Origin of the sequence: Pseudoflavonifractor phocaeensis, assembly GCF_016901955.1 — a bacterium.
Lineage (GTDB): Bacteria > Bacillota > Clostridia > Oscillospirales > Oscillospiraceae > Flavonifractor > Flavonifractor phocaeensis_A.
On record NZ_JACJLC010000006.1, the window covers coordinates 1 to 24,198 of the forward strand.

Here is a 24,198-nt window from a genome sequence, read left to right on the forward strand (position 1 = left end):
TAAAACGCCGTAAATATTTGGAGACCTCTGATTGCAAATAAACGAACCCGGTAGGATTGCAAGTCCTACCGGGTTTTGACTGTATACGGGTGGTTATTGAGCGCTTACGATCCTTGTCCGTCATACCATTTATGCAGAACACAAAAAAGATAGGTTGGACAGCCTCAAGAGAGGTTATCCAGCCTATCTTTTTTGCGTGTGGGACAAGATATCTGGCGCTCCCGCCCAATGACAAAAGAACTCCGAGTCTGTTTAACGGAACAGAGCCCGGCCAAAGGGGAGAAGCGCCGGGCGGTGCTACGGCGCTTGTAAAAACTGCTCCACTGCCCGGGTGGCCTGAGCGAGGAAATCTCCCTCCATATCCAGCCACAGCACATCCCGGTCCCGGTTGAACCACTGGACCTGCCGCTTGGCAAACCGTTTGATGGCCCGGCCCAGCTCGTCCTTCAACTCCTCCAGGGAGGAGAGCTCTCCTTTTAAAAAGCGCAGGATATAGCGGTACTCCAATCCGAGTCCATCCAGGAACTGGTCGGTGGCTCCGGCGGCCCGGAGATTTGCCACCTCCTGGATCATCCCGGCGTCGATCCGAGCCTGGAGCCGGTCGTCGATGCGCCGGCATACGGTCTCCCGGGGAAAGTTTACTCCCAACAGAAGGCAGCGGTACCGGGGCTTGGCCTGAGGGGGCTCCCATCCCTCCGCCAGGGCTTTCTCCACCGAGCGCACCAGCCGTTGATGGTTGTGCTCCTCTCCGTTGGACAAGGTCACTCCCGTTTTTTCCCGGAGAATGGCGTATAGCTCTTCCGCCGTTTTTTCCTCCAGCTCCGCCCGGAGGGCGGGGTCGGGGGTGACGTCGGCAAAGGCGAAGCCTTCGGTCACTGCCCGCACGTATAACCCGGACCCTCCTACCAGGAAGGGCGTTTTTCTCCGGGCGATGATATCGTCAATGGCGGCATAGGCTCCCGTCTGGAAATCGGCTACCGAGTAGGGCTGATTGGGTGCTACCACATCCAGCATGTGGTGGGGGATCCCCTCCATTTCTTCTTCCGTCACCTTGCCAGTGCCCAGATCCAGTCCGGTGTACACCTGCCGGGAGTCGGCGGACACGATCTCCCCGTTAAACCGCTTGGCCAGCTCTACCCCCAGGCCGCTTTTGCCGCAGGCGGTGGTACCCAGAACTACCACCAGCTTGGGCAGGCTTTTTTGGGTGAGAGCGGCCAGCAGTCCGGCGCACCCGGCGTTCACATCCTGCCAGGTGGCCTCAAAATCCCCGGTGTACCAGGGATCGGAGATATCCCGGTCCTGTCCGGCCCAGGACAGCAGAGAGGTAACCTTGCCCTCCGGGTCGCCGCCGAAGAGCCGCCGCATGTTCCGCAGATTGGCGCTGTCCATACCCAGGAAGTAGTCCCACCGGCCGTAATCCGCCGCGGTCAGCTGCCGGGCGGCGTGTCCGGCGCAGCTGATGCCATGCTGGGCCAGCTTCCGCCGGGCGGGGGGATAGACCGGGTTGCCGATCTCCTCGGTGCTGGTAGCGGCGGAGGCGATCTCAAATTCCGCCTCCCGGCCGGCTCGCATCACCAGATCCTTCATCACATATTCTGCCATGGGGCTGCGGCAAATGTTGCCGTGGCACACAAACAGTAGTTTTGTCATCCCTTCAAAGTCCCTTCTTATTTTAAGCCTTCAAACTCCCGTCTCTTTAATGGACGTTTCGCATGGATGACTTGATTGTACCACAAACGAGGGATATTTACATCATCATTACGGGACGCTTGGGGGATGGAGCGTGTATTTGCGCAAATTATATAAAGTGGTACCAAAGTGAGGAAATCTTTTGCGGGGTTTCAAATAGATAGAAAGAAAAGTTCACATTGTTGGCCGCATGAGACCGCTGGATACTGTGATAGGGGAGTTGACACAGGGATTGCAACATATCAGGTGGAACGGAAACGAGGCGTGACCCAATCTGGAACGTAACAAGGCAGGGAGCTAAAGTCCGGTCCACCCCACTGGGTCAGCCTCGGGGCAGGTGAGGCAGTCGGGGACCAGGCAGCGGTAGGGCCGCCCGGCCCAATGTACCACGTCCCCGGGCTGGTAGCCGTCCAGATCCCCCGCCGGGCGGCTCCACAGAGGGGTGCCGTCCCTGGCCAGGCCCAGGGGTTCATACAGCTCTGGGGCGGACTCCGGGGGCCGGTCTGCCGCCGACAGATGGTCCAGAGTGACCTGGTAGAGTTGGGGATCCCCCAGGGCGTTTACCCCCCGGCGAAGATAGGTTCCGGTCTCATAGCACATGCCGGGGGCAAATTCCGGGTAAACCCAGGCTATCTCCAGGGCCTGGGCGGGGGTGAGCTGGGCGGCGAAGAGCTGTGCCACCCGGCGCAGCTGTTGGAGCTCCCGGCCCTCGGGGGCAATGACGGCCTGTTTCATGGCAGTTCCTCCCAGTGCGGGCAAACACCCTTTTATTACTGGGGGGACAGGGGCAAAAGTTGTACGAAAGCGTACATCCAGTGGGAAAAATTTTAAAAAATTACTGTTTGTACACCTCTTTGGCGAAGCGGACGGTGGCCATGGCGTCTTTGGCGTAGCAGTGGGCGCCGATCTGGTCGGCGTACTCCTGGGTGAGCACCGCGCCTCCCACCACCACCTTCACCTGAGGGCAGGCGGCCCGGAGGCGGCGGATGGTCTCCTCCATGCTCACCACGGTGGTGGTCATCAGGGCGCTGAGCCCCACCAGGGCAACCCCCGGCTGGCAGGCGGCCTCCACCACCCGCTGGGGGGGCACGTCCTTGCCCAGGTCGATGACCTCGAAGCTGTAGTTCTCCAGCAGCACCTTGACAATGTTCTTGCCGATGTCGTGGATGTCCCCCTGGACGGTGGCCAGCACCACCTTGCCCTGGCTGGGGCGATCCTCCCCGGCCATGGCGGACTGGACCACCTCAAAGGCGGCCTTGGCGGCCTCGGCGCTCATGAGCAGCTGGGGCAGGAAGAGGGTGCCCTTCTCAAACCCCTGGCCCACCTGATCCAGGGCGGGGATGAGCACCCGGTCCACCAGCTCCAGGGGGGCGGCCCCTGCCGCCAGCTGGTCCCGGGCGGCCTGGGCGGCCCCCTCCCGGATGCCCCGGAGCACACAGTCCCCCAGGGAGAGGACGGCGGCGGGGGCGGGGGCCTGGGCGGCCTGGCCGCTGTAGGCGGCGATGTAGCCGGCGCACTGGGGGTCCCTGCCGGTGAGGGCGCAGAAGGCCCGCCAGGCACCCATCATGGCTCCGCTGTTGGGGTTGAGGATGGCGCAGCTCAGGCCCCGCTGGAGGGCCATGGTGAAAAAGGCGGTGTTGACGGTCTCCCGCTGGGGCAGGCCGAAGGACACGTTGGACACCCCCAGGATGGTGGCCACCCCCAGCTCCTGTCCGATGCGCTCCACCGCCTCCAGGGTGACCAGGGCGGCCTCCGGCTCGGAGGAGATGGTGAGGGTGAGGGGGTCGATGACGATCTCCTTTTTGGGGATGCCGTACCGGGCGGCGGTTTCAACGATCTTCCGGGCCACCGCCAGCCGGCCCTCCGCCGTGGGGGGGATGCCGGTCTCGTCCAGGGCCAGGCCCACCACCACGCCGCCGTACTTCTTCACCAGAGGGAAGATGGCGGCCATGCTCTCCTCCTTGCCGCTCACCGAGTTGAGCATGGGCTTGCCGTTGTACCGGCGCATGGCCCGCTCCATGGCGGCGGGGTCGGAGGTGTCCAGCTGGAGGGGGAGGGGGAGCACCCCCTGGAGGGCCTCCGTCACCTCCACCAGCAGGGCGGGCTCGTCGATGTCGGGCAGGCCCACGTTCACGTCCAGGATCTGGGCCCCCGCTTCCTCCTGGGCGAAGGCCTGGCCCAGCACATACTCCAGGTCATGGTCCCGGAGGGCCTGCTGGAACCGCTTCTTGCCGGTGGGGTTGATCCGCTCCCCGATGACCACCGGCCTGGGGCCGATCTCCACCGCCTGGGCGTAGGAGGACACCAGGGTGCGGTCCTTGGGGGCAGGGGGCGCCCAGGGCAGATCTTTACAGGCGGTAATGAGGGCTTTGATATGCTCCGGGGTGGTGCCGCAGCAGCCCCCCAGCACCTGGACCCCCAGCCCGGCCAGGTATTCCATGTGGACGGCAAACTCTGCCGGGCTCACGGTAAAGACGGTTTTGCCGTCCTCCTGCCGGGGAAGCCCCGCGTTGGGGTTGACCACCAGGGGCAGAGAGGTGAGGGAGAGCAGCTCTTCTACAATGGGGGCCATCTGGGCGGGGCCCAGGCCGCAGTTCACCCCCAGGGCGTCCACTCCCAGACCCTCCAGCAGAGCCACGGTGGAGGCGGGGGTGCCGCCGGTGAGCAGCTTTCCGTTCTCCCCGTACACGGTGGTGACCACCACCGGCAGGTCACAGCTTTCCTTGGCGGCCAGCACGGCGGCCTTAGCCTCGTAGGAGTCGCTCATGGTCTCGATGAGCACCAGGTCGGCCCCGGCGGCGGCGCCGATGCGCACCACCTGAGCGTACAGGGCCACCGCCTCCTCAAAGTCCAGGTCCCCCATGGGCTTCAAGAGCTTGCCGGTGGGGCCCAGGTCCAGGGCGATATATACGTCCTCCCGGCCGGACACCGCCCGGGCATCCCTGGCCAGGGTGACCCCGGCGGTGACGATCTCTTCCAGGGAGAAGGGACCCCCGGCGGGAAATTTCAGGCCGTTGGCCCCAAAGGTGTTGGCGCAGAGTATATTGCTCCCCGCTTCCAAATAAGCTGTGTGGACGGCTGTAATTTCCTCCGGCCGCAGCAGGTTCCAGGTTTCGGGCAGCTCCCCGCCCTTCAGACCCCGGGCCTGGAGCAGGGTGCCGGTGCCGCCGTCGCAGAACAGCCTCCGGCTGTGGAGAGCGTCCAGAAAGGTCATAGGTATCATCTCCTGAAGGTACAGTTTTCTTTAGAACAGGTGGCGCATCCTCCGGCGTGGCATTTGCCGGGGGTGGGGGCCACCCCGATCACCGCCGTCACCGATTTGACGGGAGCCAGCAGGTGGGCGGAAGTGGCGGTAAGGCCGATCTTCCTGGGAGCGTCCAGCCGGGCCAGCAGCTCCGGCTGAGCGGACAGAGGGAAGTCTCCATACCCCGGGCTGAACCGGGGACGGAGGTATTGCCCCGGATAGCGCCCGGCCAGCTGGTGGCAGGCGTCGTCGCACACCGCCTCGATGAGGGCGGCGGCGGCCGCCTGGTCCACGGCGGCCTGGGCCACCCGGCCCGCCGCCGACCGGGCGATGAGCCGGTCCACCTCCACTCCCAGGGTGGCGGCGAAGAGAAGGGCAGAGGTACAGCCCTCCAGGTGGGTGGCCAGCTTTTGACTTTGGATCTCCCAGGTCCCCAAAACCGCCCCAGTTTGGGACAGGGCCAGGGGGAGCTCCAGGGCGGTCCACCGGGGGACGGCGGCCCCCTCCACCGCTGCCGTCCGGGCGTCAATGAGGGCTGCAACCTGTCCCTCGGGCTCCATCCCCCGGTAGCCCAGATAGCGCAGGACCTCTTGCCGGGGGGCGTGGATCACTTGAGCACCTCCGACAGGCTGGCCTGGATACCGGCGGCGATCTCCGGCTTGTTCATGGAGTAGATGTGGATGTGCCTCACCCCGTTGGCCAGCAGGTCGATGATCTGGCCGGCGGCATAGGCGATGCCCGCCTGGTGCATGGCGGCGGGGTTGTCCCCGAACTTGTCCACGATGGCCTTGAACCGCTCGGGCAGATAGGTGCCCGACAGCTTGCAGATCCGGGCGATCTGCTTGCCGTTGGTCACCGGCATGATACCAGCCACCACCGGCACGGTGATGCCCTTCTCCCGGATACGGTAGAGGAAGTTATAGAGAATGTTATTGTCGAAGAACATTTGAGTGGTGAGAAACTGACAGCCCGCCTCCACCTTCTCCTTCAAGTGGTCGATGTCGGCGTCCTTGGTGGGGGACTCGGGGTGGCCTTCGGGATAGCAGGCCCCGCCGATGCAGAAATCTCCCTGGGCCTGGATATCCCGTACCAGCTGGGCGGCGTACTGGTAGTCATGGGCTGGGGCGCCCCCCTCGGGGATATCCCCCCGGAGGGCCAGCACGTTCTGAATGCCCTTTTCCTTCAGCTGGCCCAGCACCCTGGACACGTGGGCCCGGGTGGAGGACACGCAGGTCAGGTGGGCCAGCACGTCCACCCCATAAGTCTGGGAGATACCGGCGGCGATGCCCACGGTGTAATCGCTGGTGCCGCCCCCGGCGCCGTAGGTGACGCTCATGAAGTGGGGGCGGAGGGCGGCGATCTCCTGGGTGGCCTTGGCTACCGAGTCATAGCCGGCGCTGGTTTTGGGGGGGAATACCTCAAAGGACAGGGTGGGGCCGTCCTGCTTTAGAATGTCGGTGATCTTCATGGGCTCAGCTCCTTTATTCGCGCGTAAAAATATTGAGATACGGGGATTTGCGGGACATACCGGACTTTTTCAAACCCAAAAGGCTGGAGACGATAGTTTAAACGAATCTTTAGAAAAAAGTGGGGGGTGTTATGCTATAATATCCACAATGAACGGAAATTGCAAGAGATTGCGTCGAGAAATATGCCGGCTCCGCCGGCGGAGCATATGAGATGGGGTGTACATGGTGGAGAATAATCAACTGCTTCCCTTTGAGCGCAACCGGTATTATGTGGGCAAGCTGCTGACCTCGGCGGACTTCCAGGTGGAACAGGAGTACGGCATCCAGAAGCGGCGCTTCCTGAACGAGATGATGTTCGGCGACGGCGTGGTGTGCGGCCTGGGGGTGTACAGCCTGGACGACCAGAGCGTCATGGTGGACTCCGGCGTGGCCATCGACGGCCTGGGCCGGGAGATCGCCGTGGAGTCGGCGGTGGTGCGCAAGCTGTCGGCCATCCCCGGCTTTGAGGAGCTGGAGAGCGGCCGGGTTTTGCTCTGCCTGCAGTATCAGGAGGAGAACGTCCACCCGGTGTACGCCGTCCGCAGCCAGGAGAGCGGCGACAACTACGAGTGCAACCACACCAGAGAGGGCTGGAGCTTCTTCCTCCGGGATGCCGAGGCTCCCGGCGGAGTGATGGAGCTGGAGTCCGACTTCCTGGCCACCGCCGTCCTCTTTGAAAACAGCGACTACATGGTCACCCTGTCCATGCCTGCCTCTGCCAGCTGCGGCCGCCAGGCCCGGTTGGACATACAGGTGGAGTGCCTGGCGGAGGAGGCCGCCTCCTTCAGTTTGGATATGCTGCTTCAGACCCCTGCCTTCCTCTCCGACAGCGGGGAGCACGAGGTACATATCACTATGGAGGATCTGCGCCTGACCGCCGGGGAGCGGGTGAGCAAGAGCTACTGGCTTACCGCCCAGGCTACCCCCGCTCCCGATTCGGTGCTGATTGCCGGCAGCAATATGGTGAGCGTTCTGGTAGGCGAGCAGCGGGAGAATCTGGCGGAGAACTTCCTCATGCGGGTGGCCGTGGAGGACCTGACTCCCGACGAGCTGGTGGCCCGGGCCATTGGCCGCATCAGCCTGGAGAGCCGGGAGATAGCCGGCCGGTCGGACTGCGTGCCCCTGGCGGAGATCCGCCTCCAGCGGACCAAGAGCGCCTACCTCATTGAAAAGGTCATCGAGGACGGCGTCAAGCACTACGTGCAGACCAACGCCGCCGCCGCCCTGCGTACCGAATACGGCGGCTACTACGCTCAGCCCGCCCAGCGGCCGGCCGCCGTGGCGGTGGAGCGGGAGACCGGTCCTGCCGACAACGGCGCCCGGTACAGCGAGCCCATGTACGCCACCGGTATCTGCGAGATCCCCCTTAGCGGAGCCAAGCGGGGGGATGTGGTCCGCTCCGACGAGATCCTCCACGGCCTGGGCCGGGGCAACGTGCTGGTGGAGGTGGGTTTTGAGTACCTGGCGGAGGACCCCCGTACCAACGAACAGGCCCGCAACACCATCTATGGGGACGCTACCCTGTTCAACGAGCCCGAGCTGCCCATCACCCGGGCCTCCACCGGTGTGAAGGTGCTCAGCGAGCGGGGCAGCTTCATTGCCGCTGCCCGGCTGGAGCAGGACCCGGGCCAAGCGGTGATGGTGCTGCGCTGGGTGGCCATCAAGCTGCCTGCCGGGGAGGAGAGCTCCAAGCTGCAGCGCCTGGCGGGCAAGAGCATCGCCGCCGAGCAGCCCACCGTGGTGCTGGCCACCCGGGAGAGCCACTTCTTCAATGTGAGGTTCAAGAACATGGAGCCCTGTACTCTGAGCTACGAGCTTACAGAGCCGGACTCCGGCGAGATCACCGCCGACGGCATCTACACCGCCCCCGGTAAGGAGGGCGTGTACGAGATCCGCATCTCCTGCGCGGATATGCCGCTGGTCAGCACCTATGCCTACGCGGTGGTGAAGAAGCGTACCGCCGAGCAGGAGGAGGCGGCCGCCAACAAGTAAGTCAGTGAGGGGCTGGAGGGAAGACGCCGTGATCTATCAGGGTGGAAATCTAATGCTCAGTACCATATGGGAGGTCATGAAGGGCCCGGTGAACGATGTGTATGTCTGCCGGGATCTCAACTCACCTGTGGAGCTGCGCTATACGCTGCTGGTGGTCCACGACCGGGCCTGCATCAAAAAGCTGCTGGCCATTCTGGAGCAGTCCGAGCGGGAGTGGGGAGAGCAGCAGGCGGTGCTCACCAGCTTCGCCCACAACGAGGATATGTGCTTTGCCTTTGAGTACCGGCCGGAGCGGCGGCTGCCCGCCTTCGCTCCTGGCCAGATGACAGGGCTGAAGGTGCGGGAGGAGATCTGCATCAACCTGGTGATGGAGTGCCTGTCCTCTCCCTTGCCCTATCCCCTGCTTTACCTGGTACTCACCCAGGACAACGTCCACCTGAACCAGGACAACGGGGTATACTTTACCCACTTCCTGGATCTGTCCCAGCTGGACGAGAAAAACGACGAGTCCGCCTGCGTCACCTGCTGTGCCCAGATGCTGCTGGACCTGCTGGAGGGGGGCAACAAGGGCCGCCGGAAGCTGAACAGCTACGAACTGCTGCGGAAAAAGACGGCCAAGAACGCCTACAGCGCCTTTCCTGAGCTCTATCGGGACATCAAAGTCACCGCTCTGCCCGACAAAAAGCAGGGCCTCCGGGGCCGGATCAAGGCCTTCTGGCTGCGAAACAAGGACCGCATCTTCCATCTGCTGCTGGTGCTGTGCGTTATCGCGGTGATTCTGGCGGTGGTCATGCTGATTTCTCAGCTGATCTTTGGCGATATCCCGTTGCTGCGGCTGTTTGAACGGTGCTTTGAACAGATCGGGACAGAAGATCTGACTTTACGATAGAAAAAGGGGGAGCCAACTGCATATGAGAAAGTGGATCATAAGCGCGGCGGCCCTCCTGCTGGCGGCGCTGCTGCTGGTGCTCTGCACCCCTCTGGGATTGCCTGCCACCGCGGAGCTGGAGCCGGTGGCGGCTCAGAAGGACAGCGACACCCTGTACCTGACGGAAAATCGTACCATGCAGTCCCGGATCTATACCGCTGATGAAAAGGGACGGGTCCGGGAGGTCTATCAGGAGGGACGCCGGGGCGACGGCCTGGTAACCTCTATTACCCAGCTGGCCTGCGGAAGCGACGGGGTGTATTTCATCCGCCAGACCTGCCGGGAGGGCAGCCTGGCCAGCAGCGACTGGCAGCTGTGCCTGCTGGAGGAGGACGGTACCGTGACCGAGCTGGGAGGGGGCGAGGACGCCCTCCAGATGCGGGTCACCGGCCTGGGCGTCAGCTCCGGTACCATCCGGGTGGCCGGGGTGGATTCCCCCGGGCGGGCAGTGGTGTGCGCCCTGCCCGAGAGCGGCGGAGACTGGGATATCCAGATCGTGGGGGACATGGGACGGGTGGTAGCTGCCCAGCCCGACGGAGACGCCCTGCTGGTACAGCTGGGAGAGGGCGGAGCCCTCCGCATCAGCTCCGCCGGTGCCGCCACCGTTCTGGAGGCCTATCCCCAGATCCAGTTCCCCGGTCAGATCTCCATCAGCTTTTCCGCCCGGCTGGCCTGTAAATGGGATTTTCTGGCCGCCGCGGTGATCGCGGTGGCGGTGGTGCTGGTGCTGGCCCTGGCGGTCCGGAGGAGCACCCAGGCCAAGACTCTGGCCTTGCGCACCGCCTGCCTGACGGGCGTGTGCTTGTTCATTACTCTGCTGGTGGTCACCGCCGCTCTGGTGGCCGGTACCGGCGGGCTGCGCACCGGCGAGAACATGGACGGGGCAGTCTCCCTGACCCAGTCCCGGGCCAGGCTGCTGGAGCAGGCCGGGCCGGAGGCGGTGCTTCAGGAGGACTTCTACGGTTCCGTGGAAGCTGCCGCTCTGGAACAGCTGATGGGCACCGGCGACGAGCTGTACGCCGTCTCCGGGGGCGAGGCCACGGTGGCCCTGTCCCGGCAGGCGGTGTGGGGTAGTTCCGCTGCCGAGAACCTGACGGGAGCCTCCCTGGAGCTAATGGATCAGGTGCTTCGGGAGGAAAGCGCCGGGGCGGTTACCATCCGCTCGGGTGGCCGCCAGATCATCGTATCTGCCGCCCCGGTCAGCGCCAACGGGGTGCTGGTGGGAGTGCTGGTGAGCCGCACCGCCGCCGAGCTCAGCCTGGGGGATATGGTCTCCCTGCTGGGGGTGGTGGGCAGCCTGCTGGGTGGACTTTTCCTGGTTTCCCTGCTGCTGATCTACCTCTTCCTCCGGCGGACCACCCGGCCGGTGGCTGCCATCACCGAGCAGATGAAGGCGGTGAGCGAGGGCAACCTGCGCCCCGCCCCCATTTCCAAGCGGCGGGATGAGCTGGGCGAGCTCAACCGGGCCATGCAGGAAATGTGCATGGGACTGTCCATCCGGGACTACGAGGTGGACAGCGTCATCCAGGCCTATCGCCGGTTCGTGCCCTGGGGGATGGAGCGGCTGCTGGACCGGGCCTCCGTCATGGAGGTGAGCTTTCGGGACGCCCGCACCTTGACCGGCAGCATGGGCCTGTTCAGCGTCAACAACCGGGATCGGGCCAGACAGGCCCTGGAGGACGAGGACTATGTCCAGTTTGTGAGTAACTGCTTCCGGATGCTCCGGGAGAGCGCCAAGGCCCATCAGGGGCAGATGCTGGCGGGCAGCTTTGAGCTGGACGCGGCCCCCGTGTTCTATCCCGAGGATACCGGCAGCGCCGTCCAGGCGGGGCTGGATCTGATGGGAGAGCTGGAACGCCAGCCCGCCGTTCAGGGCTGGCGGCCTGATTACTTCCTGATGCTCCACTACACCAGTTTTCTTTACGGCATCGCCGGTACAGAGGACCGGGTGTTCCCCCTGATCTCCTCTTCCGAGATGGAGTTTCTGGGCAGCTTTGCCGACCGGTTCCGGTCCGCCGGCGTGCGGATGGTTCTCACCGAGGACATCCTCAACCGGCTCACCATCGGGTGCAACACCCGGTACATCGGCTACGTGGCCTCTGCCGACGGCCGCCACAGCTTTAAGCTGTACGAGGCCCTGGATACCTACCAGGATATCGAGCGCAATCTGCGCATCCGGTATGACCAGCGGCTCCAGGAGGGCATCCGCCTGTTCTATCATAACGACTTCTACCTGGCCCGGAACCTGTTCTCCTCTCTGCTGAAGGCCTGTCCTCAGGACGGAGTGGTGCGCTGGTACCTGTTTGCCTGCGAGTACTTTTTCAACAGTGATCCCGGTCAGGTGGATTACCGCCTCTTTGGGATCGACCAGTAAACTGACCGCCCTACGGGGCAGAGGCAGGGAGGTGCGTTTCCTCTGTGAATAAACTGTTTTCCACCCTGTTTTCCTCTCTGCGCGCCAAATTCACCTCGCTGTGGACCAGGCTGCGGCTGTGGGTATCCCCCACCTTCTGGAGGACGCGGGTCTTTACCTGGCTGCGGAGGGCCTTTTCCACCCTCTTTGATGTGCGGCCCAAGCACAAAAAGGACTACTACGTACTGCTCAACTGGATGGTGAGCAAGCGATTGGCCTTTGCCATCGTTGTGGTCCTGGGGGTGCTGTGCGTGTGGTTCATCCTGTCCATGCTGCCCACCCCCGCCAGCGCCGGCAATACCGGCGTCACCATCAATACCTACCGCTACAACTCCATCCCTCTGAAGTTCCAGAACGGCACTGTGCGCATCCTGGCCGCCGACGGCCATCTGGCCTATGTGGGCCAGGTCCAGGACGCCAAATGCGAGGGCGCTGGTACCCTGTACGACAAGGACGGCAACACGGTGTACGAGGGGGCCTTTTCCGACAACATGTATAACGGCACCGGCACCACCTACTACGCCGACGGTACGGTACAGTATACCGGCAACTTCACCGACAACCTGTATAATGGGGTGGGTAAGTATTTCCGGCCCACCGGAGTGCTGGAGTACGAGGGAGACTATGTGACCGGGGTGCGCTCCGGAAAGGGCACCCTGTACAACAGCACCGGCAGCTCCATTTTTACCGGCTCCTTCCAGAAGGACCAGATTGTATTTGGAGAGCTGGTGGACAAAGCAACCACCGACGTGGCTCAGATGTATACCGGCGTTTCCCAGGTGTACAGCAGCAGCAGCGAGTATTGCGTGTACATGGAGGAAATCGGCGCGGTGTACGCCGTGGCCGATGGGACGGCCGCTCTGGATGACAGCTGGAACGTTACCGGCGTGTATGTACTGGGGAGCTCGGCCCTTATCGAGGGCGAGATCTATTCCTCTATCAATCGAATCACCCAGGTCCTGGGCGATCCGGACTACTCCGGCACCGCCTGGGTGGACCTGGCCGAGGCGGTATGCGTCAACCAGCTGGTCCAGCAGGAGGCGGATACCGTGGAGGCGGTGGATATGGAGATCGCCTCCAGCTACGAGGGGGTGTACACCGTATCCGACTATGACCGGGACGGGGAGCTGTACATCTACTCCTACCAGCGGGACGGCCTCCTCTATACCTTCTATTGCACCGGCGCCGGGATCGATCAGTTCTTCATGTACGCGATCCAGACCGCCTGATCCGGATCCCCGAAAAAGGAGGGGCGAGCATGAACCCAAATCGTTCCATTATCCAGCGCCTGGCCTGCCTGCTCCTGTGCGGGGTGGTTGTGCTTGGCCTGGCCCCCCGGGCCCGGGCCGCCCAGAGCAAGACCTTCCTGCTCCAGCAGGCACAGACCATGGCCCTGGCGGGCAGCAGCGACATCTCCAAGGTGTATAACCAGATCCTGCTGAAGAAAATGAAGTACGTGGAGGCCGTGGAGGGCATCAAAGCCAAGGTGAAGAACAAGACCTCCTTCCGCTGGTCCCCCCTGCTGAGCTTTAAATTTCCAGAGCCTCTGAACATGATCGAGGAGCATGAGCTCAACGTGAAGCCTCTCACCCTCCAGGCGGAGATCCAGACCCTCCAGCACCAGATGGACGACCTCACCTACCAGGTGCTGGCTGATGTGAACAAGCTGTACACTCAGGCCTACATCTCTCAGGAGAAGATCGCCTTTACCCAGGAGCGGCTGGACGCCGCACAGGAGCAGCTGGAGCGCAACCAGGCCCGGCTGGTCACCGGTCAGGCCACCCAGAGCGACGTGGACACCATGAGCAAAAAGGTGGAGACCCTCACCACTGAGCTGTCCAACCTGAAGCGGACCTTTGAGACAGAGAAAGCCGAACTGACCGAGATGGTGGGGCTGGATGTGACCAGTGGCTACACCTTCCGCAACTCCCTCAACGAGCTGGCCATGCCCCGGGAGATGCTGGAGAGCATTATCACCTACACCCTGGACAACGACCAGACGGTGTATGAGGCCCGTACCACCGCCTCCACCGCCCTGATGAACCTGGAAAACTATGAGTCCCTCATGCGCAGCCAGTACGGCGGCAAGATGGATACCATCCAGGGGTACATCAACATGGTTAAGCAGGGCCAGGAGGTGGACTACGCCGCTTTCCAGATGAAGTATGAGGAATTCCTCACCGCCATTGACAGACCCTGGGCCGGCAAGATTCGCATCCTCTTCTTCACCTTCACCATGGAGTGGTTCAAGGGAGAGATCGACGGCTCCCGGTACATCGAGGACGAGATGTACGCGGTGTACACCGCCTGTATGGACTACGACAGCGCCCGGGCGGAGGTGGAGAGCACCGAGGCCTCCATCCGCAGCCAGGTGGAAAGCTCCTACGAAGCCCTGGTCAGCAGTTGGAACGCCTATCAGACCCTGGCACAGACCTGTGCCGAGCAGCAGGAGGAGCTGAGCAAGGCCGCTGCCCTGAACAAGCTGGGCCAGGTGGACTTCACCCAGGTGGACGACGCACAGTCCACCTATCAGGAGACCCAGCTGGAAGCCCTGGACGCCCTGGCCAGTTACAATGAGCAGCTGTACGATTTTGACCGGCTCACCTGCGGAGCGGTCACCAAGTACATGAGCGGGGAGTCCCTGGATATGGGCGCCGGGGAAGGGGGCGACAGCTTCTCCGACATCGATACCATCGACGAGCCCTACTATTATATTTACACCACCGTGGACGATCTGGTGTTTCATATCGGCGTTTCTATCCCCGAGGACTTCGAGCCCGCCGTCAACCAGTTTGAGGTCTGGAGCGACGGATACCAGATCGGGGAGCGAACCGCCATCGGGGAGGAGATCTCCCATCTGAGCTCGGACTACGGCGGCGGGGTGGACCTGGTGATCCGCCTGTACAATAGCGACGAATATGTTACCGAGTGCGCCATCGACGCCACCGTATCCCGAGATGTGCTCAACCTCCAGTCGGAGAGTGACGACGGACCTCAGGAGCGTACCATCGGCTCCTACCGGGCCTCCACCACCAACCGTGGCGATCTGAGCACCTCGGAGCTTACCATCAATATCAACGCCAGCGAGGGCGCCAAGAGCTATGCCGTCCGATACGGCGAGGCCGGGGTCTATTCCACCGACGTGATGGATCTTTCCCAGTCCTTCCAGTACCTCACCCTGCTGATCACCAGCCTGGAGGACGTGACCCTGGAGCTGTATGACGCCGACGGGGCGCTGCTGCTGGAAGCTCGCTTCGATACCGAACTTGGCACCATTGTAACTGACGCCCAGGAAGGAGGGGCCTGAGATGAGATATCGCAAACAGATCCTGGCGGCCGTCCTGGCCCTGATCCTGGCCATCGCCCTGGGGGCCCAGCTGCTGCTGGCGGGAGCCGTGTGGAATGAAGAGGAGGCCGTTCACATCAACCCGGACGACATTGAAAACTCCACCTTGGCCATCGGTACCCACCTGATCCATCTGTCCGCCCTTACCGACAGTATTTACGCCACAGCCCAGGAGTCCGCCGACGAGTCCGGCCAGAACCGGATCTATTACAAATCGGAGCTGGCCGACGGTACCTGGTTCGACATCACCCAGGCCTCCACCCTGGAGGACATCACCACCGGGGGCACTCCGGTGGAAAAGTCGGTAATCGAGGCTCTGTTCTTTACCCACCATACCAAGTCCGACGGAATCACCTACGATCTGCGCACCAACACCGCCACCTGTATCTACGATATTCCTGATCCCTATGACCTGTCCGCGCTGGAAGAGCTCTTCCCCATGAAAAACCAGTATGAGACCTTGAAGGAGACTCAGCCCGACAACCCGGACGCCCAGGCCAACATTGCGAAGATGGATGAGATCTTCGAGCTGGACGTCCACAACGACGTGACCGACACCGCCGACCGGCAGCTGGACGCCCTCCAGCGCTACCTGGACTACCTCAACGCCAACGGCGGCACCAGCGTCCAGATCGAGGCGGTCCAGGGAGTCATGGAGGCGGTGGACGCCACCCGGCGGGCGGAGGTCATGCGCATCCTGGAGCCGGAGGTCAACGACCTGTCCATGGAGCTGATCACCTACACCGCGCCCCCTCCCTCGGAAGGGGAGGAAGGCGAGGAGGAGGCCAGCGAGCCTGAGGGCATGAGCATCGACACCACCCTTACCTCCGCGGTGAACGACAGCCTGAGCAACGTCAAGGCATCCCTCATTGAGCACGAGGGCAACATGCTTACCGAGGGCACCACCGTGCTGAGCAAAGCCTATTACACCATGGCCAACCAGCTCATCAGCGACGCCGAGGCAGACAACTACACCGCCTGCGACAGCGATGTGGAGGACCTGGTGGATTTGGGGAACATTCAGAACGGGGTGATCTCCAACAAGGAGCGGGAGCTGGCCTTGCTGGACGACACCTTGCTGGGAGAGGCGGAAAGCGCCTATCTGGACGGCCTCAGCGCCGGCCAGAACGCCTCCTACAACTCCGCCCTGGGCCAGGGCGAGGGCGACGCCCTGCTCAACGGCCTGGCCAGCGACAACACCTCCCTGCTGAACACCATGCGCAACGAGCTGGAGTTCCTCATCACCGCCCGTACCCAGCGTGTCCTGCCGGCGGATGCCGTGACCTATCTGGACGACCGGCTCCAGATCTCCAGTGGCTGGTACAGCTCCATTCCCTCCGATGCCTTCCAGAGCGGGGCTACCGCCTCCCTGGACGCCCATATCCAGTTTCTCTCCGACCTGCGCCGGGAGAACGAGCTGGCGGCCGGCGGCAACGAGCTGGACGCCCTGATAGCGGAAAAGGCAGATCTCCAGACCCAGATGATGGCCTGTCTGGATGAGAACGATCTGGCGGGGGCCAAGGCGCTGGAGGACCAGATCGCCGCCATTGACGAGCAGATCAACGGCATCGAGAAGGAGAACACCGCCCAGCTCAACCAGCTGAGCAGCGAGATCAGCGACCTGGAGGATCAGCTGGAGCAGGCCAACGCCGACGGCGACACCGACCTGGCCAGCCAGCTCAGCAACGACCTGACGCTGAAGAAGGCCCAGCTGGCCTCCCTGGAGGGCAGCATGAGCGACGGCAGCCTGGGGGCGGCCACCTCCAGCCTGAAGCAGGACGCCCTGGGGGTCATCAACGGCGGCGATCCCTCCGACGAGGACCTGTCCCAGCTGAACAGCACCATCGCCAGCCTGGAGGAGATGCTCCCCCTGGATTACGGCCTGGTGTTCCCCGCCCTCAACGAGCTCTACCAGGCCATGGCCGCCCAGAAGAACCTGAACGGTTCGGACGACTTTGACGACGCCCTGGCCGCCATTGAGGACGCCATCCTCAACAACGCCGACGCCTATGCCGCCGCCATGCGGGAGGAAAAGAATACCACCGACCTGTCCGGCATCGCCGAAGAGTTCTTCGCCGGAGAGGGGACCAGCCTGCTGAACACCGGCAACGCCATTACAGGCTCCGGTACTGGCACCGACACCGGCCTGGGCTCCGGCGCCGGAAGTGGCGCAGGCACGGGAACAGGGACCGGCAGCGGCACCGGCACCGGAACCGGCACCGGAACGGGCGCCGGCCTGAGCGCCGGCACGGATCGGGATGCCGGCCTGGGAGAGGACGGCAAGGGGGCCATCTACCTGGCAGCCCTGCAAATGTACTATGACCAGACCAAGTCGGACGACGCCCTGGCCCTGCTGCTCTCCCTGGCCCGCCGGCAGAGCGAGGTGGGCAACCCCCTGGTCTACCAGAAGTACAACGACCTGGGCAACGAGTACGTGCCCCTGTCCGCCCTGCAATATGTCACCGGGATGCGGTACGTGTGGAACGCCACCCGCAGCCTGGGCACCCTGGCCAAAGGAGCCACCTATTACGGGTTTACCGCCTACTCCGACGCCGTGGTACGCGGCCGGACGGAGGAGGACGTGGACCATATGTCTCTCACAGCCAAATACCAGAACGGTATCTATGTGTGCGAGGAGTACACGCTACAGGAATTTGGCGCCGAGGGACTCTATCTCCAGGACAGCGACTACGCGGTGCTGATCACTACGGAGATCCAGGCCCAGGCGGAGGAATTATTCGCCCGGTTCCTGGCATAGCCTCCGGATACCGGAAGGAGTGATGCAATGGCAGATTATCCAATCATTTCCGATGTCTCCACCTATATGGTACAGCTGCTGCGGGGAAAGATGTGCCCGGAGCCCATCCCCTCCCCCAACAACATCTCGGTGTGCAGTCCCGCTGAACAGGACGCGGACTACATCCTGGGGATTTACCTGTACGATATCAGGGAGGAAGGCGAGGTATCCGTGCCCTCCATGCTGGGAACCGGCCGGACCCGTCTTCAGAGACCGCCCCGGCCCTACAGTCTGTACTACATGCTCTTCATCAACGGCTCCTCTCAGATGGGCCTGAAGGCGGCGGACGTACAGAAGATCCTGGGCCGGGCGGCCCAGATCGTCACCGACGGCAACGTAGTCAACCCACGCCAGCTCCAGACCTGGCTGGAGAACGAGGAACCGCCCATCATCTTTACCCCCGCGAAACTGTCCCTGGAGGACAAGGTCAGAGTCTGGTCGGCCATCAACAAGCCGTACCAGGTCAGCCTGTTCTATAAAGCGTCCCCCGTATTCGTTTCCAGCGAGATCATCGTGGATTCCCCCCGGGTCACCGAGGCCCAGTTTACCGTGGCCATGCGGGGGATCCCCAGAGAGGAGGGGTAAGACGTGCCAGCCACCATCATACACCGGCTTGGCCTGGCCCTCCGCCTCATCGATACCACCACCGGCTTCCCGGTCCAGGACCGGTCCGTCCGCATCCTGTGGGACGGCAAGCCGGTCCACCCCATGTTCCGCACCGACGGCAGCATGATCTTCCTGAGCGACCGGCAGGAGGACTTCACCCTGGACATCTCCATGCCGGGCTTTGAACCCTGCCGCCTGGAGGTACACAGCAAGGAGCTGGACCCCCAGCTCCCGCTGCTGGAGCCCCACCTGATCCCCGCTGACGACTATCGTCTCAGCCGTTACCCCTGTTTGGGAGTGGAGGGTACCATGCCTGGTATCCAAACGCTGGACGGAGTGCGGGCGGGTGAGAGCCCCTGCCTCATCCGGGAGCAGGACCCCCGGCGGAGGCTGATCACCATCTTCAACCCCCATAAGCTGGAGCTCAACCGCACCTGGTATGCTCTGGTGGATCCGGACCGGGGGGTATATGAGCCCTTTGCTGTGACCCGTCGGGTAAACGACCAGCAATATAAGCTGGATCGCCCCCTGGAGATGGAGTTCCGCAACTATTTTCCCATCTGCCCCCTGGTCTTCGGCAGCGCCGCCCCGAATGGGAAGTACCGGCTGAAGGTGCGGGATGACGCGACCTCCGCCCGGTGGATTCTCCGCTGGGTGGCGGGGGAGCAGACCAATTTCGCAACACTGGATCTCCGTGTCCGGCACCAGCTGGAGCCCACGGTCTCCGGGGTGGAGGAAAGGAGAGATCTGTAGTATGGCCATACCGGTAGTCACCGGCGCCTCCATTATGTGCTCCATGGGCATGGGAACCGGTACTCTTACCGCCACGGCTCAGGCCATCGTCACCTATGAGGGCAAGATGGTGGCCACCACTATGGATGTCACCCCCATGGTGAACGTGTCCTCCTGCGGGATGTGTACCAGTATGGCCAATCCGGCGGTGGCCTCGGCCACGGCGGCGGCCCTGGGGGTGCTCACCCCCCAGCCCTGTGTACCGGCGCCCGCGGGCTCCTGGATGGGCTCGCCTGGCCCCACCATCGGCGGCCGGATGGCTTTGGCAAACGACGCCACCCTGACATGCAGCTACGGCGGCACCATCAAGATCGTCACTCCCGGCCAGGCCAAGGTGGTCTATTGACAACTCTGCGCAAAAAACATTTACCTATATCAGTGATTAAGTGAAAGGAGGAGGGTCAGGTCAGACACCTGATCCCGACAAAACTATGGCTGAGTATTTTTCTCCTGGCGTTTATGTGGAAGAGTTTGACTCCTCCCCCCGTGCCATTGAGGGCGTGGGCACCAGCACTGCCGGCTTTATCGGCATGACCGTCAAGGGCCCCACCATCGGCGCTCCCTCCCTGTGCACCAGCTTCGCCGACTTCCAGCGGCAGTTCGGCGGCTACCTCAGCGAGTACACCCACGGTCCCTACCGCTTCCTCCCTGCCAGTGTGGAGCAGTTCTTCGCCAACGGCGGCACCCGCTGCTTCATCGCCCGGGTGGTGCCTGAGAACGCCGCCGTGGCTACCGCCTCCGCCGGCCCCCTGTCCATGCGGGCCGCCAACGAGGGCAAGTGGGGCAACCGCATCCTGGTGAGCTTCACCACTGTCAACAAGCGCAAGCTCCAGCTCATCCGCAAGGAGGGCGACCGGGTCTACGTGGCCAAGAACGCCACCGGCTTTGCCGAGGGCGACCTGGTAGAGTTCGCCGGGGAGCTCAACCGGGTTCAGAGCATCTTTGACAACGTCATCACCTTTGAGGGTGAGTTTACCGGAGACCCCGTGGATCCCGCTCTGGTGCCCAAGGCTGTCCTTTACTCCGTGGAGATGGACGTGACCGTTCGCTGCGACGGCGAGGTGGAGACCTATGCCGGGGTCAACCTGGTACCCAACTCTCCCAATAACCTGGCTGCCCGGCTGAGCGCCAGCAAGCTGGTGGTGGTGGAGGAACTGGCCGCCGATGACGAGGTGGTCAATCCTGTCTCCGCTCTGTTGGGCAAGGGCAAGCTCTCCGGCACCGTGGCCTTTGCCGGTGGCAGCGACGGCACCATGGACGCCGTTAACGCCGGCGTGTACATCGGCCAGGACGGTGGCCCCGGCAAGCGCACCGGCATCCAGGCCTTCCTGGAGAACAACCTGGCCAGCATCATCGCTGTGCCCGGCGTCACCATCCCCGAGGTGGTGGTTTCCCTGGTGGCCCACTGCGAGAACGGACAGAACCGCTTCGCCGTGCTGGATATTCCCCAGGAGCTGGTCAAGACCAACGACATCCTGGAGTACCGCTCCATGATCGACTCCACCTACGCCGCCATGTATCACCCCTGGATCCAGGTGTTCGATCCCGTGACCAAGAAGCCCGGGTTCGTGCCCCCCTCCGGCGCGGTAGCCGGCGTGTACTCCCGCACCGACGTGACCCGGGGCGTCCACAAGGCCCCCGCCAATGAGACCGTGGCCTGCACCGGCCTGTCGGTGAACTACAACACCGGCGAGCAGGACGTGCTCAACCCCGCCGGCGTCAACCTGATCCGGGCCCTTCCCGGCCAGGGTATCCGTGTTTGGGGCGCCCGCACCGCCAGCAGCAACAGCGCCTTCAAGTATGTAAACGTGCGCCGCCTGTTCATCTATGTGGAGCAGTCCATTAAGAACGCCACCAACTGGGTGGTTTTCGAGCCCAACAATTCCTCCCTGTGGGCCAGAGTGCAGGCTACCGTGTCCTCCTTCCTGGAGAACATGTTCCGGGCCGGTATGCTCTCCGGCGAGACCCCGGCCGAGGCTTTCTATGTGGACATCGGTCCCAACACCATGAGCCGGGACGACATCATGAACGGCCGGCTGATCTGCGAGATCGGCATCGCCCCCAGCCGCCCTGCCGAGTTTGTCATTTTCCGCGTGACTCAGTTCACCGCCGAGTCCGCCGCCGCCGAGGCGTCCGCCGAATAAGATCCGCCGCCTGAGGCATCACTACCTACGAAAAGGAGAGTAAAATTATATGGCTACTACCAATTCTTCCGGCCTGTATTATCCCCTGACGAAAATGAACTTCCTGGTGTCGGTGGATGAGGTCAACGGCGTGGCCGCCTTCAACGAAGTCACCGGCATCGACGCCAGCGTGGACGTCATCGAGTTCCGCCAGGGCAACTCCTCCAGCCTGGCTCCCGTCAAGATCCAGGGCCTGGTGAAGCACGGCAACATCACCCTGAAGATGGGCTACACCAAGGACCAGGACTTCAAGACCTGGATCCAGAACTGCGTCTCCGAGCACCGGGGCGAGACTCCCCGCCGCAACGTGACCATCGAGCTTATCGACATTTCCGACGGCGCGCCCCAGGCCATCCAGGAGACCGTTACCGGTACCCTGACCTGGATCCTGAAGGACGCCTGGGTGTGCAAGTACAACGGCCCCGACCTGAACGCCTCCACCAGCGAGGTGGCCATCGAGACCGTGGAGATCGCCTACGAAGAGCTGACCATCCCCAACTAAGTCGGGATGTGATCCCGTCCGCCCTGCCGGCCTGACCGGTAGGGCGGGGGCCTGCCCCCGCTCCGGCGGAGGTGGGCCCCTGCCCTATCAAGCTGAAACTGGAGGAGCTTCCTATGACGACAGTTTATGAATTTGAATTGCCCAAGGGTTATGTGGACTCGGTGGGCGAGGTCCACAAACGGGGGAAAATGCGCCTGGCCACTGCCGGCGACGAGATCTCCGCCACACGGGACCCCCGTGTGCTGGCCAACCCCTCCTATCTCACCGTGGTGATCCTGGCCAAGGTGATCGTGGAGCTGGAGGGCATGGAGACCATCGTGCCCAACATCGTGGAGCGGTTTTTCACCGCCGACCTGGCCTTTTTGCAGGATATGTACCAGCGCATCAACGACGTGGAGCCCCCTGTTATGAAGGCGGTGTGCCCCGACTGCGGCAAGACCTTTGAGGTGCCCATAAATTTTACGCCAGAGGGATAACGCTGTACCCCCAGCAGGAGCTGTACAAGGAGATGAGCTTCATCTCCTACTACTTCCACTGGAGTCAGGAGGATGTGCTGGGCATGGATCACGCCAGCCGCCGCCGGTGGTGTGAGGAGATCTCCACCATCAACAGCAGCCTGAATCCCTCTGAAAAGAAGAAGGAAAAGAGCATCCTGGAGATGGGCCGCCAGGCGGTGCGCCGGCCTGCCGGAGGAGGTCGCTGATGAGTGTATTCAACGGAAGCCACGGGATCACCGATGGCAATATACTGGTGTGGAACCAGGGGCGCAACCCCCTGGTCAACTTCAACTTTATGCTGCGGGTAGAGCTGCTCTTTGACCTGCCCTGTAAAAGTGTAAAGGCCTTCACCCGGGAGATGGAATACGATTTCATCCAGGAGGGTGGACTCAACGATTATGTCCACATGCTGCGCAAGCCTATCAGCCGTCCCTTTACCCTGGAGGTGGAGCGGTATGTGGGCGTGGACTACGTGGACCCCATGCCCCTGGGCGGCAACCTGGCTTTGCCGGTGTTCCTCTTCGTGGGCCGGGCTCCCAATCAGTTTATCCCTGGCCTGGTGGCCCGTACCTATGTGTTCACCGGCTGCTGTGTGATGAAAAAGACCTACGGGGAGCTGTCCGGGGACCAGTCCGGCCTGCTGGTGGAGACTACCACCCTGGGCTATCGGGAGATGCTGTGCGTGGACATCCCCTGGAGCGATGTTCTTACCGATGTGGGGGCGGAATATGCCACTCCTGCCACCAACAGCGTCAGCAACGAGGCCCGGGCCAAGGACGAGCAGCTCCAGCTGGAGCGCCTGAAACAAGAGGCCGCGGAGCTGGAGAGCACTACCGGGGAGAATGCCTCCGCCGCCAGCGAGTTGAGAACCCAGGGGGACAGCCTGGTCACTGAGATCACCGGTCTGATCGACCAGTTGGAGCAGGCGGAAAAAGCGGCCCAGGATGCGGCCGGCCAGACTTCCGAATCTGCCACAACTCCCGCAGCTCCCGCGGTCAGCGGCCGGGCCGCCTCATTCCGCAGCAGGCTGGATACCCTGAAGAAAACTCTGGAGACCCAGGGCAAGGATCTGGACGACAACCAGGCCACCCAGCTGGCCACTGTTCAGAGTAAAAACCAGGAGATCCAGAACGCCACCCAGCTCAGCCCCGCCAATACCTCCCACGGCGCGATGAAGGAGTCCGCTCAGAAGATCAATGACCGCAAGACCCAGCTGGACAACGCGGTCACCGAGCTGAGGGCCCTCCAGGCGGAGGTGGACGCCATCGTCAATCCCAAGCCGGAGACAGAGACGTCCCCCGCCGGACCCTCTGCCGCCGAGATTGCCATGGAGGAGCGCCGGGCCAAGGCGGAGGCCGCCCAAAAGGAGCGGGAGGCCGAGGCCGCCCAGCGAGAGCAGGACGCCAAGGATGCCGAAGCCGCCCGGAAGGAGCGCCAGGAGAAAGCGGAAGAGGCTGAGAAGGAGCTGGAAGCCCAGCAGAAGCAGCAGGAACAGGACGCCAAGGACGCCGAAGCCGCCCGGAAGGAGCGCCAGGAGAAAACGGAAGAGGCTGAAAAGGAGCTGGAAGCCCAGAAGAAACAGCAGGAACAGGACGCCAAGGATGCCGAGGCGGCCCTTCAGGAGCGCCGGGAGAAGGCCGAGCAGGCGGTTGCTTCCCAAGCACAAGAGGAATCGGAGCGCACCCAGGAGCCGTAATCTAT

19 protein-coding genes and 1 pseudogene are annotated in these 24,198 nt (G+C 63.0%); 14 read left to right on the top strand and 6 right to left on the bottom strand.

What is annotated here, in order from left to right:
• Positions 1 to 297: 297 nt before the first annotated feature.
• From miaA to metF, 6 genes and pseudogenes are all read right to left on the bottom strand, one after another.
• Positions 298 to 1,182, bottom strand: coding sequence for a tRNA (adenosine(37)-N6)-dimethylallyltransferase MiaA (gene miaA, locus H6B51_RS02430; protein WP_418055053.1), 885 nt, complete (start codon positions 1,180 to 1,182; stop codon positions 298 to 300).
• Between the two features lie 24 nt (positions 1,183 to 1,206).
• Positions 1,207 to 1,650 (bottom strand): annotated as a pseudogene (locus H6B51_RS02435) (low molecular weight protein-tyrosine-phosphatase); the annotation flags it as partial.
• A gap of 336 nt (positions 1,651 to 1,986) precedes the next feature.
• On the bottom strand, positions 1,987 to 2,424 hold the full coding sequence (locus H6B51_RS02440) for a hypothetical protein (protein WP_204882168.1): 438 nt from the start codon (positions 2,422 to 2,424) through the stop codon (positions 1,987 to 1,989).
• Positions 2,425 to 2,524: 100 nt separating this feature from the next.
• Positions 2,525 to 4,903: a homocysteine S-methyltransferase family protein gene (locus H6B51_RS02445; RefSeq protein WP_204882169.1), complete on the bottom strand. Its 2,379-nt coding sequence runs from the start codon at positions 4,901 to 4,903 to the stop codon at positions 2,525 to 2,527.
• A gap of 5 nt (positions 4,904 to 4,908) precedes the next feature.
• A complete protein-coding gene (locus tag H6B51_RS02450) occupies positions 4,909 to 5,544 on the bottom strand; it encodes a Vitamin B12 dependent methionine synthase activation subunit (RefSeq protein WP_204882170.1) in 636 nt (211 codons plus the stop codon).
• Positions 5,541 to 6,401, bottom strand: coding sequence for a methylenetetrahydrofolate reductase [NAD(P)H] (gene metF / locus H6B51_RS02455; RefSeq protein ID WP_204882171.1), 861 nt, complete (start codon positions 6,399 to 6,401; stop codon positions 5,541 to 5,543). The genes H6B51_RS02450 and metF overlap by 4 nt, the downstream gene beginning before the upstream one ends.
• A gap of 223 nt (positions 6,402 to 6,624) precedes the next feature.
• Here metF and H6B51_RS02460 point away from each other — a divergent pair, with 223 nt between their 5' ends.
• The 14 genes from H6B51_RS02460 (at position 6,625) to H6B51_RS02525 (ending at position 24,193) form a co-directional block, all read left to right on the top strand.
• Complete coding sequence (locus tag H6B51_RS02460) at positions 6,625 to 8,433, top strand: hypothetical protein (RefSeq protein ID WP_204882172.1); 1,809 nt, start codon at positions 6,625 to 6,627, stop codon at positions 8,431 to 8,433.
• A 52-nt stretch (positions 8,434 to 8,485) separates the two neighbouring features.
• The gene (locus H6B51_RS02465; protein ID WP_204882173.1) at positions 8,486 to 9,322 is read left to right on the top strand and encodes a hypothetical protein; all 837 of its coding nucleotides are present in this window, start codon (positions 8,486 to 8,488) and stop codon (positions 9,320 to 9,322) included.
• Between the two features lie 22 nt (positions 9,323 to 9,344).
• Positions 9,345 to 11,735, top strand: coding sequence for a HAMP domain-containing protein (locus H6B51_RS02470; protein WP_204882174.1), 2,391 nt, complete (start codon positions 9,345 to 9,347; stop codon positions 11,733 to 11,735).
• 44 nt (positions 11,736 to 11,779) lie between these two features.
• Positions 11,780 to 13,003, top strand: a complete 1,224-nt coding sequence (locus H6B51_RS02475) for an MORN repeat-containing protein (protein WP_204882175.1) — start codon at positions 11,780 to 11,782, stop codon at positions 13,001 to 13,003.
• Between the two features lie 29 nt (positions 13,004 to 13,032).
• A complete protein-coding gene (locus H6B51_RS02480; RefSeq protein ID WP_204882176.1) occupies positions 13,033 to 15,081 on the top strand; it encodes a TolC family protein in 2,049 nt (682 codons plus the stop codon).
• Between the two features lies 1 nt (position 15,082).
• Positions 15,083 to 17,878, top strand: coding sequence for a hypothetical protein (locus H6B51_RS02485; protein ID WP_204882177.1), 2,796 nt, complete (start codon positions 15,083 to 15,085; stop codon positions 17,876 to 17,878).
• A 27-nt stretch (positions 17,879 to 17,905) separates the two neighbouring features.
• Positions 17,906 to 18,502: a Pvc16 family protein gene (locus H6B51_RS02490; RefSeq protein ID WP_204882178.1), complete on the top strand. Its 597-nt coding sequence runs from the start codon at positions 17,906 to 17,908 to the stop codon at positions 18,500 to 18,502.
• A gap of 3 nt (positions 18,503 to 18,505) precedes the next feature.
• The gene (locus tag H6B51_RS02495) at positions 18,506 to 19,276 is read left to right on the top strand and encodes a hypothetical protein (protein WP_204882179.1); all 771 of its coding nucleotides are present in this window, start codon (positions 18,506 to 18,508) and stop codon (positions 19,274 to 19,276) included.
• A 1-nt stretch (position 19,277) separates the two neighbouring features.
• Positions 19,278 to 19,661 carry a DUF4280 domain-containing protein gene (locus H6B51_RS02500; RefSeq protein ID WP_204882180.1) on the top strand — a complete coding sequence of 128 codons (384 nt, stop codon included), beginning with the start codon at positions 19,278 to 19,280 and terminating at the stop codon, positions 19,659 to 19,661.
• 115 nt (positions 19,662 to 19,776) lie between these two features.
• The gene (locus H6B51_RS02505; RefSeq protein ID WP_335342089.1) at positions 19,777 to 21,459 is read left to right on the top strand and encodes a phage tail sheath family protein; all 1,683 of its coding nucleotides are present in this window, start codon (positions 19,777 to 19,779) and stop codon (positions 21,457 to 21,459) included.
• Positions 21,460 to 21,508: 49 nt separating this feature from the next.
• Positions 21,509 to 22,000 carry a phage tail protein gene (locus tag H6B51_RS02510; protein WP_204882182.1) on the top strand — a complete coding sequence of 164 codons (492 nt, stop codon included), beginning with the start codon at positions 21,509 to 21,511 and terminating at the stop codon, positions 21,998 to 22,000.
• Between the two features lie 113 nt (positions 22,001 to 22,113).
• Positions 22,114 to 22,476 carry a phage tail assembly protein gene (locus H6B51_RS02515; protein ID WP_204882183.1) on the top strand — a complete coding sequence of 121 codons (363 nt, stop codon included), beginning with the start codon at positions 22,114 to 22,116 and terminating at the stop codon, positions 22,474 to 22,476.
• A gap of 32 nt (positions 22,477 to 22,508) precedes the next feature.
• Entirely contained in the window at positions 22,509 to 22,703 is a 195-nt protein-coding gene (locus tag H6B51_RS02520) for a DUF6760 family protein (protein WP_204882184.1), read from the top strand.
• Positions 22,703 to 24,193: a coiled-coil domain-containing protein gene (locus H6B51_RS02525; RefSeq protein ID WP_204882185.1), complete on the top strand. Its 1,491-nt coding sequence runs from the start codon at positions 22,703 to 22,705 to the stop codon at positions 24,191 to 24,193. Before H6B51_RS02520 ends, H6B51_RS02525 begins: the two co-directional genes overlap by 1 nt.
• The last annotated feature ends 5 nt before the right edge of the window (positions 24,194 to 24,198 follow it).

Excerpts from the sequence above, each read along its gene's own strand:
- H6B51_RS02440 (WP_204882168.1), bottom strand. The coding sequence starts at position 2,424 with ATGAAACAGGCCGTCATTGCCCCCGAGGGCCGGGAGCTCCAACAGCTG.
- H6B51_RS02445 (WP_204882169.1), bottom strand. The coding sequence starts at position 4,903 with ATGACCTTTCTGGACGCTCTCCACAGCCGGAGGCTGTTCTGCGACGGC.
- metF (WP_204882171.1), bottom strand. The coding sequence starts at position 6,401 with ATGAAGATCACCGACATTCTAAAGCAGGACGGCCCCACCCTGTCCTTT.
- H6B51_RS02460 (WP_204882172.1), top strand. The coding sequence starts at position 6,625 with ATGGTGGAGAATAATCAACTGCTTCCCTTTGAGCGCAACCGGTATTAT.
- H6B51_RS02465 (WP_204882173.1), top strand. The coding sequence starts at position 8,486 with ATGCTCAGTACCATATGGGAGGTCATGAAGGGCCCGGTGAACGATGTG.
- H6B51_RS02470 (WP_204882174.1), top strand. The coding sequence starts at position 9,345 with ATGAGAAAGTGGATCATAAGCGCGGCGGCCCTCCTGCTGGCGGCGCTG.
- H6B51_RS02480 (WP_204882176.1), top strand. The coding sequence starts at position 13,033 with ATGAACCCAAATCGTTCCATTATCCAGCGCCTGGCCTGCCTGCTCCTG.
- H6B51_RS02485 (WP_204882177.1), top strand. The coding sequence starts at position 15,083 with ATGAGATATCGCAAACAGATCCTGGCGGCCGTCCTGGCCCTGATCCTG.
- H6B51_RS02490 (WP_204882178.1), top strand. The coding sequence starts at position 17,906 with ATGGCAGATTATCCAATCATTTCCGATGTCTCCACCTATATGGTACAG.
- H6B51_RS02500 (WP_204882180.1), top strand. The coding sequence starts at position 19,278 with ATGGCCATACCGGTAGTCACCGGCGCCTCCATTATGTGCTCCATGGGC.
- H6B51_RS02510 (WP_204882182.1), top strand. The coding sequence starts at position 21,509 with ATGGCTACTACCAATTCTTCCGGCCTGTATTATCCCCTGACGAAAATG.
- H6B51_RS02515 (WP_204882183.1), top strand. The coding sequence starts at position 22,114 with ATGACGACAGTTTATGAATTTGAATTGCCCAAGGGTTATGTGGACTCG.
- H6B51_RS02520 (WP_204882184.1), top strand. The coding sequence starts at position 22,509 with ATGAGCTTCATCTCCTACTACTTCCACTGGAGTCAGGAGGATGTGCTG.
- H6B51_RS02525 (WP_204882185.1), top strand. The coding sequence starts at position 22,703 with ATGAGTGTATTCAACGGAAGCCACGGGATCACCGATGGCAATATACTG.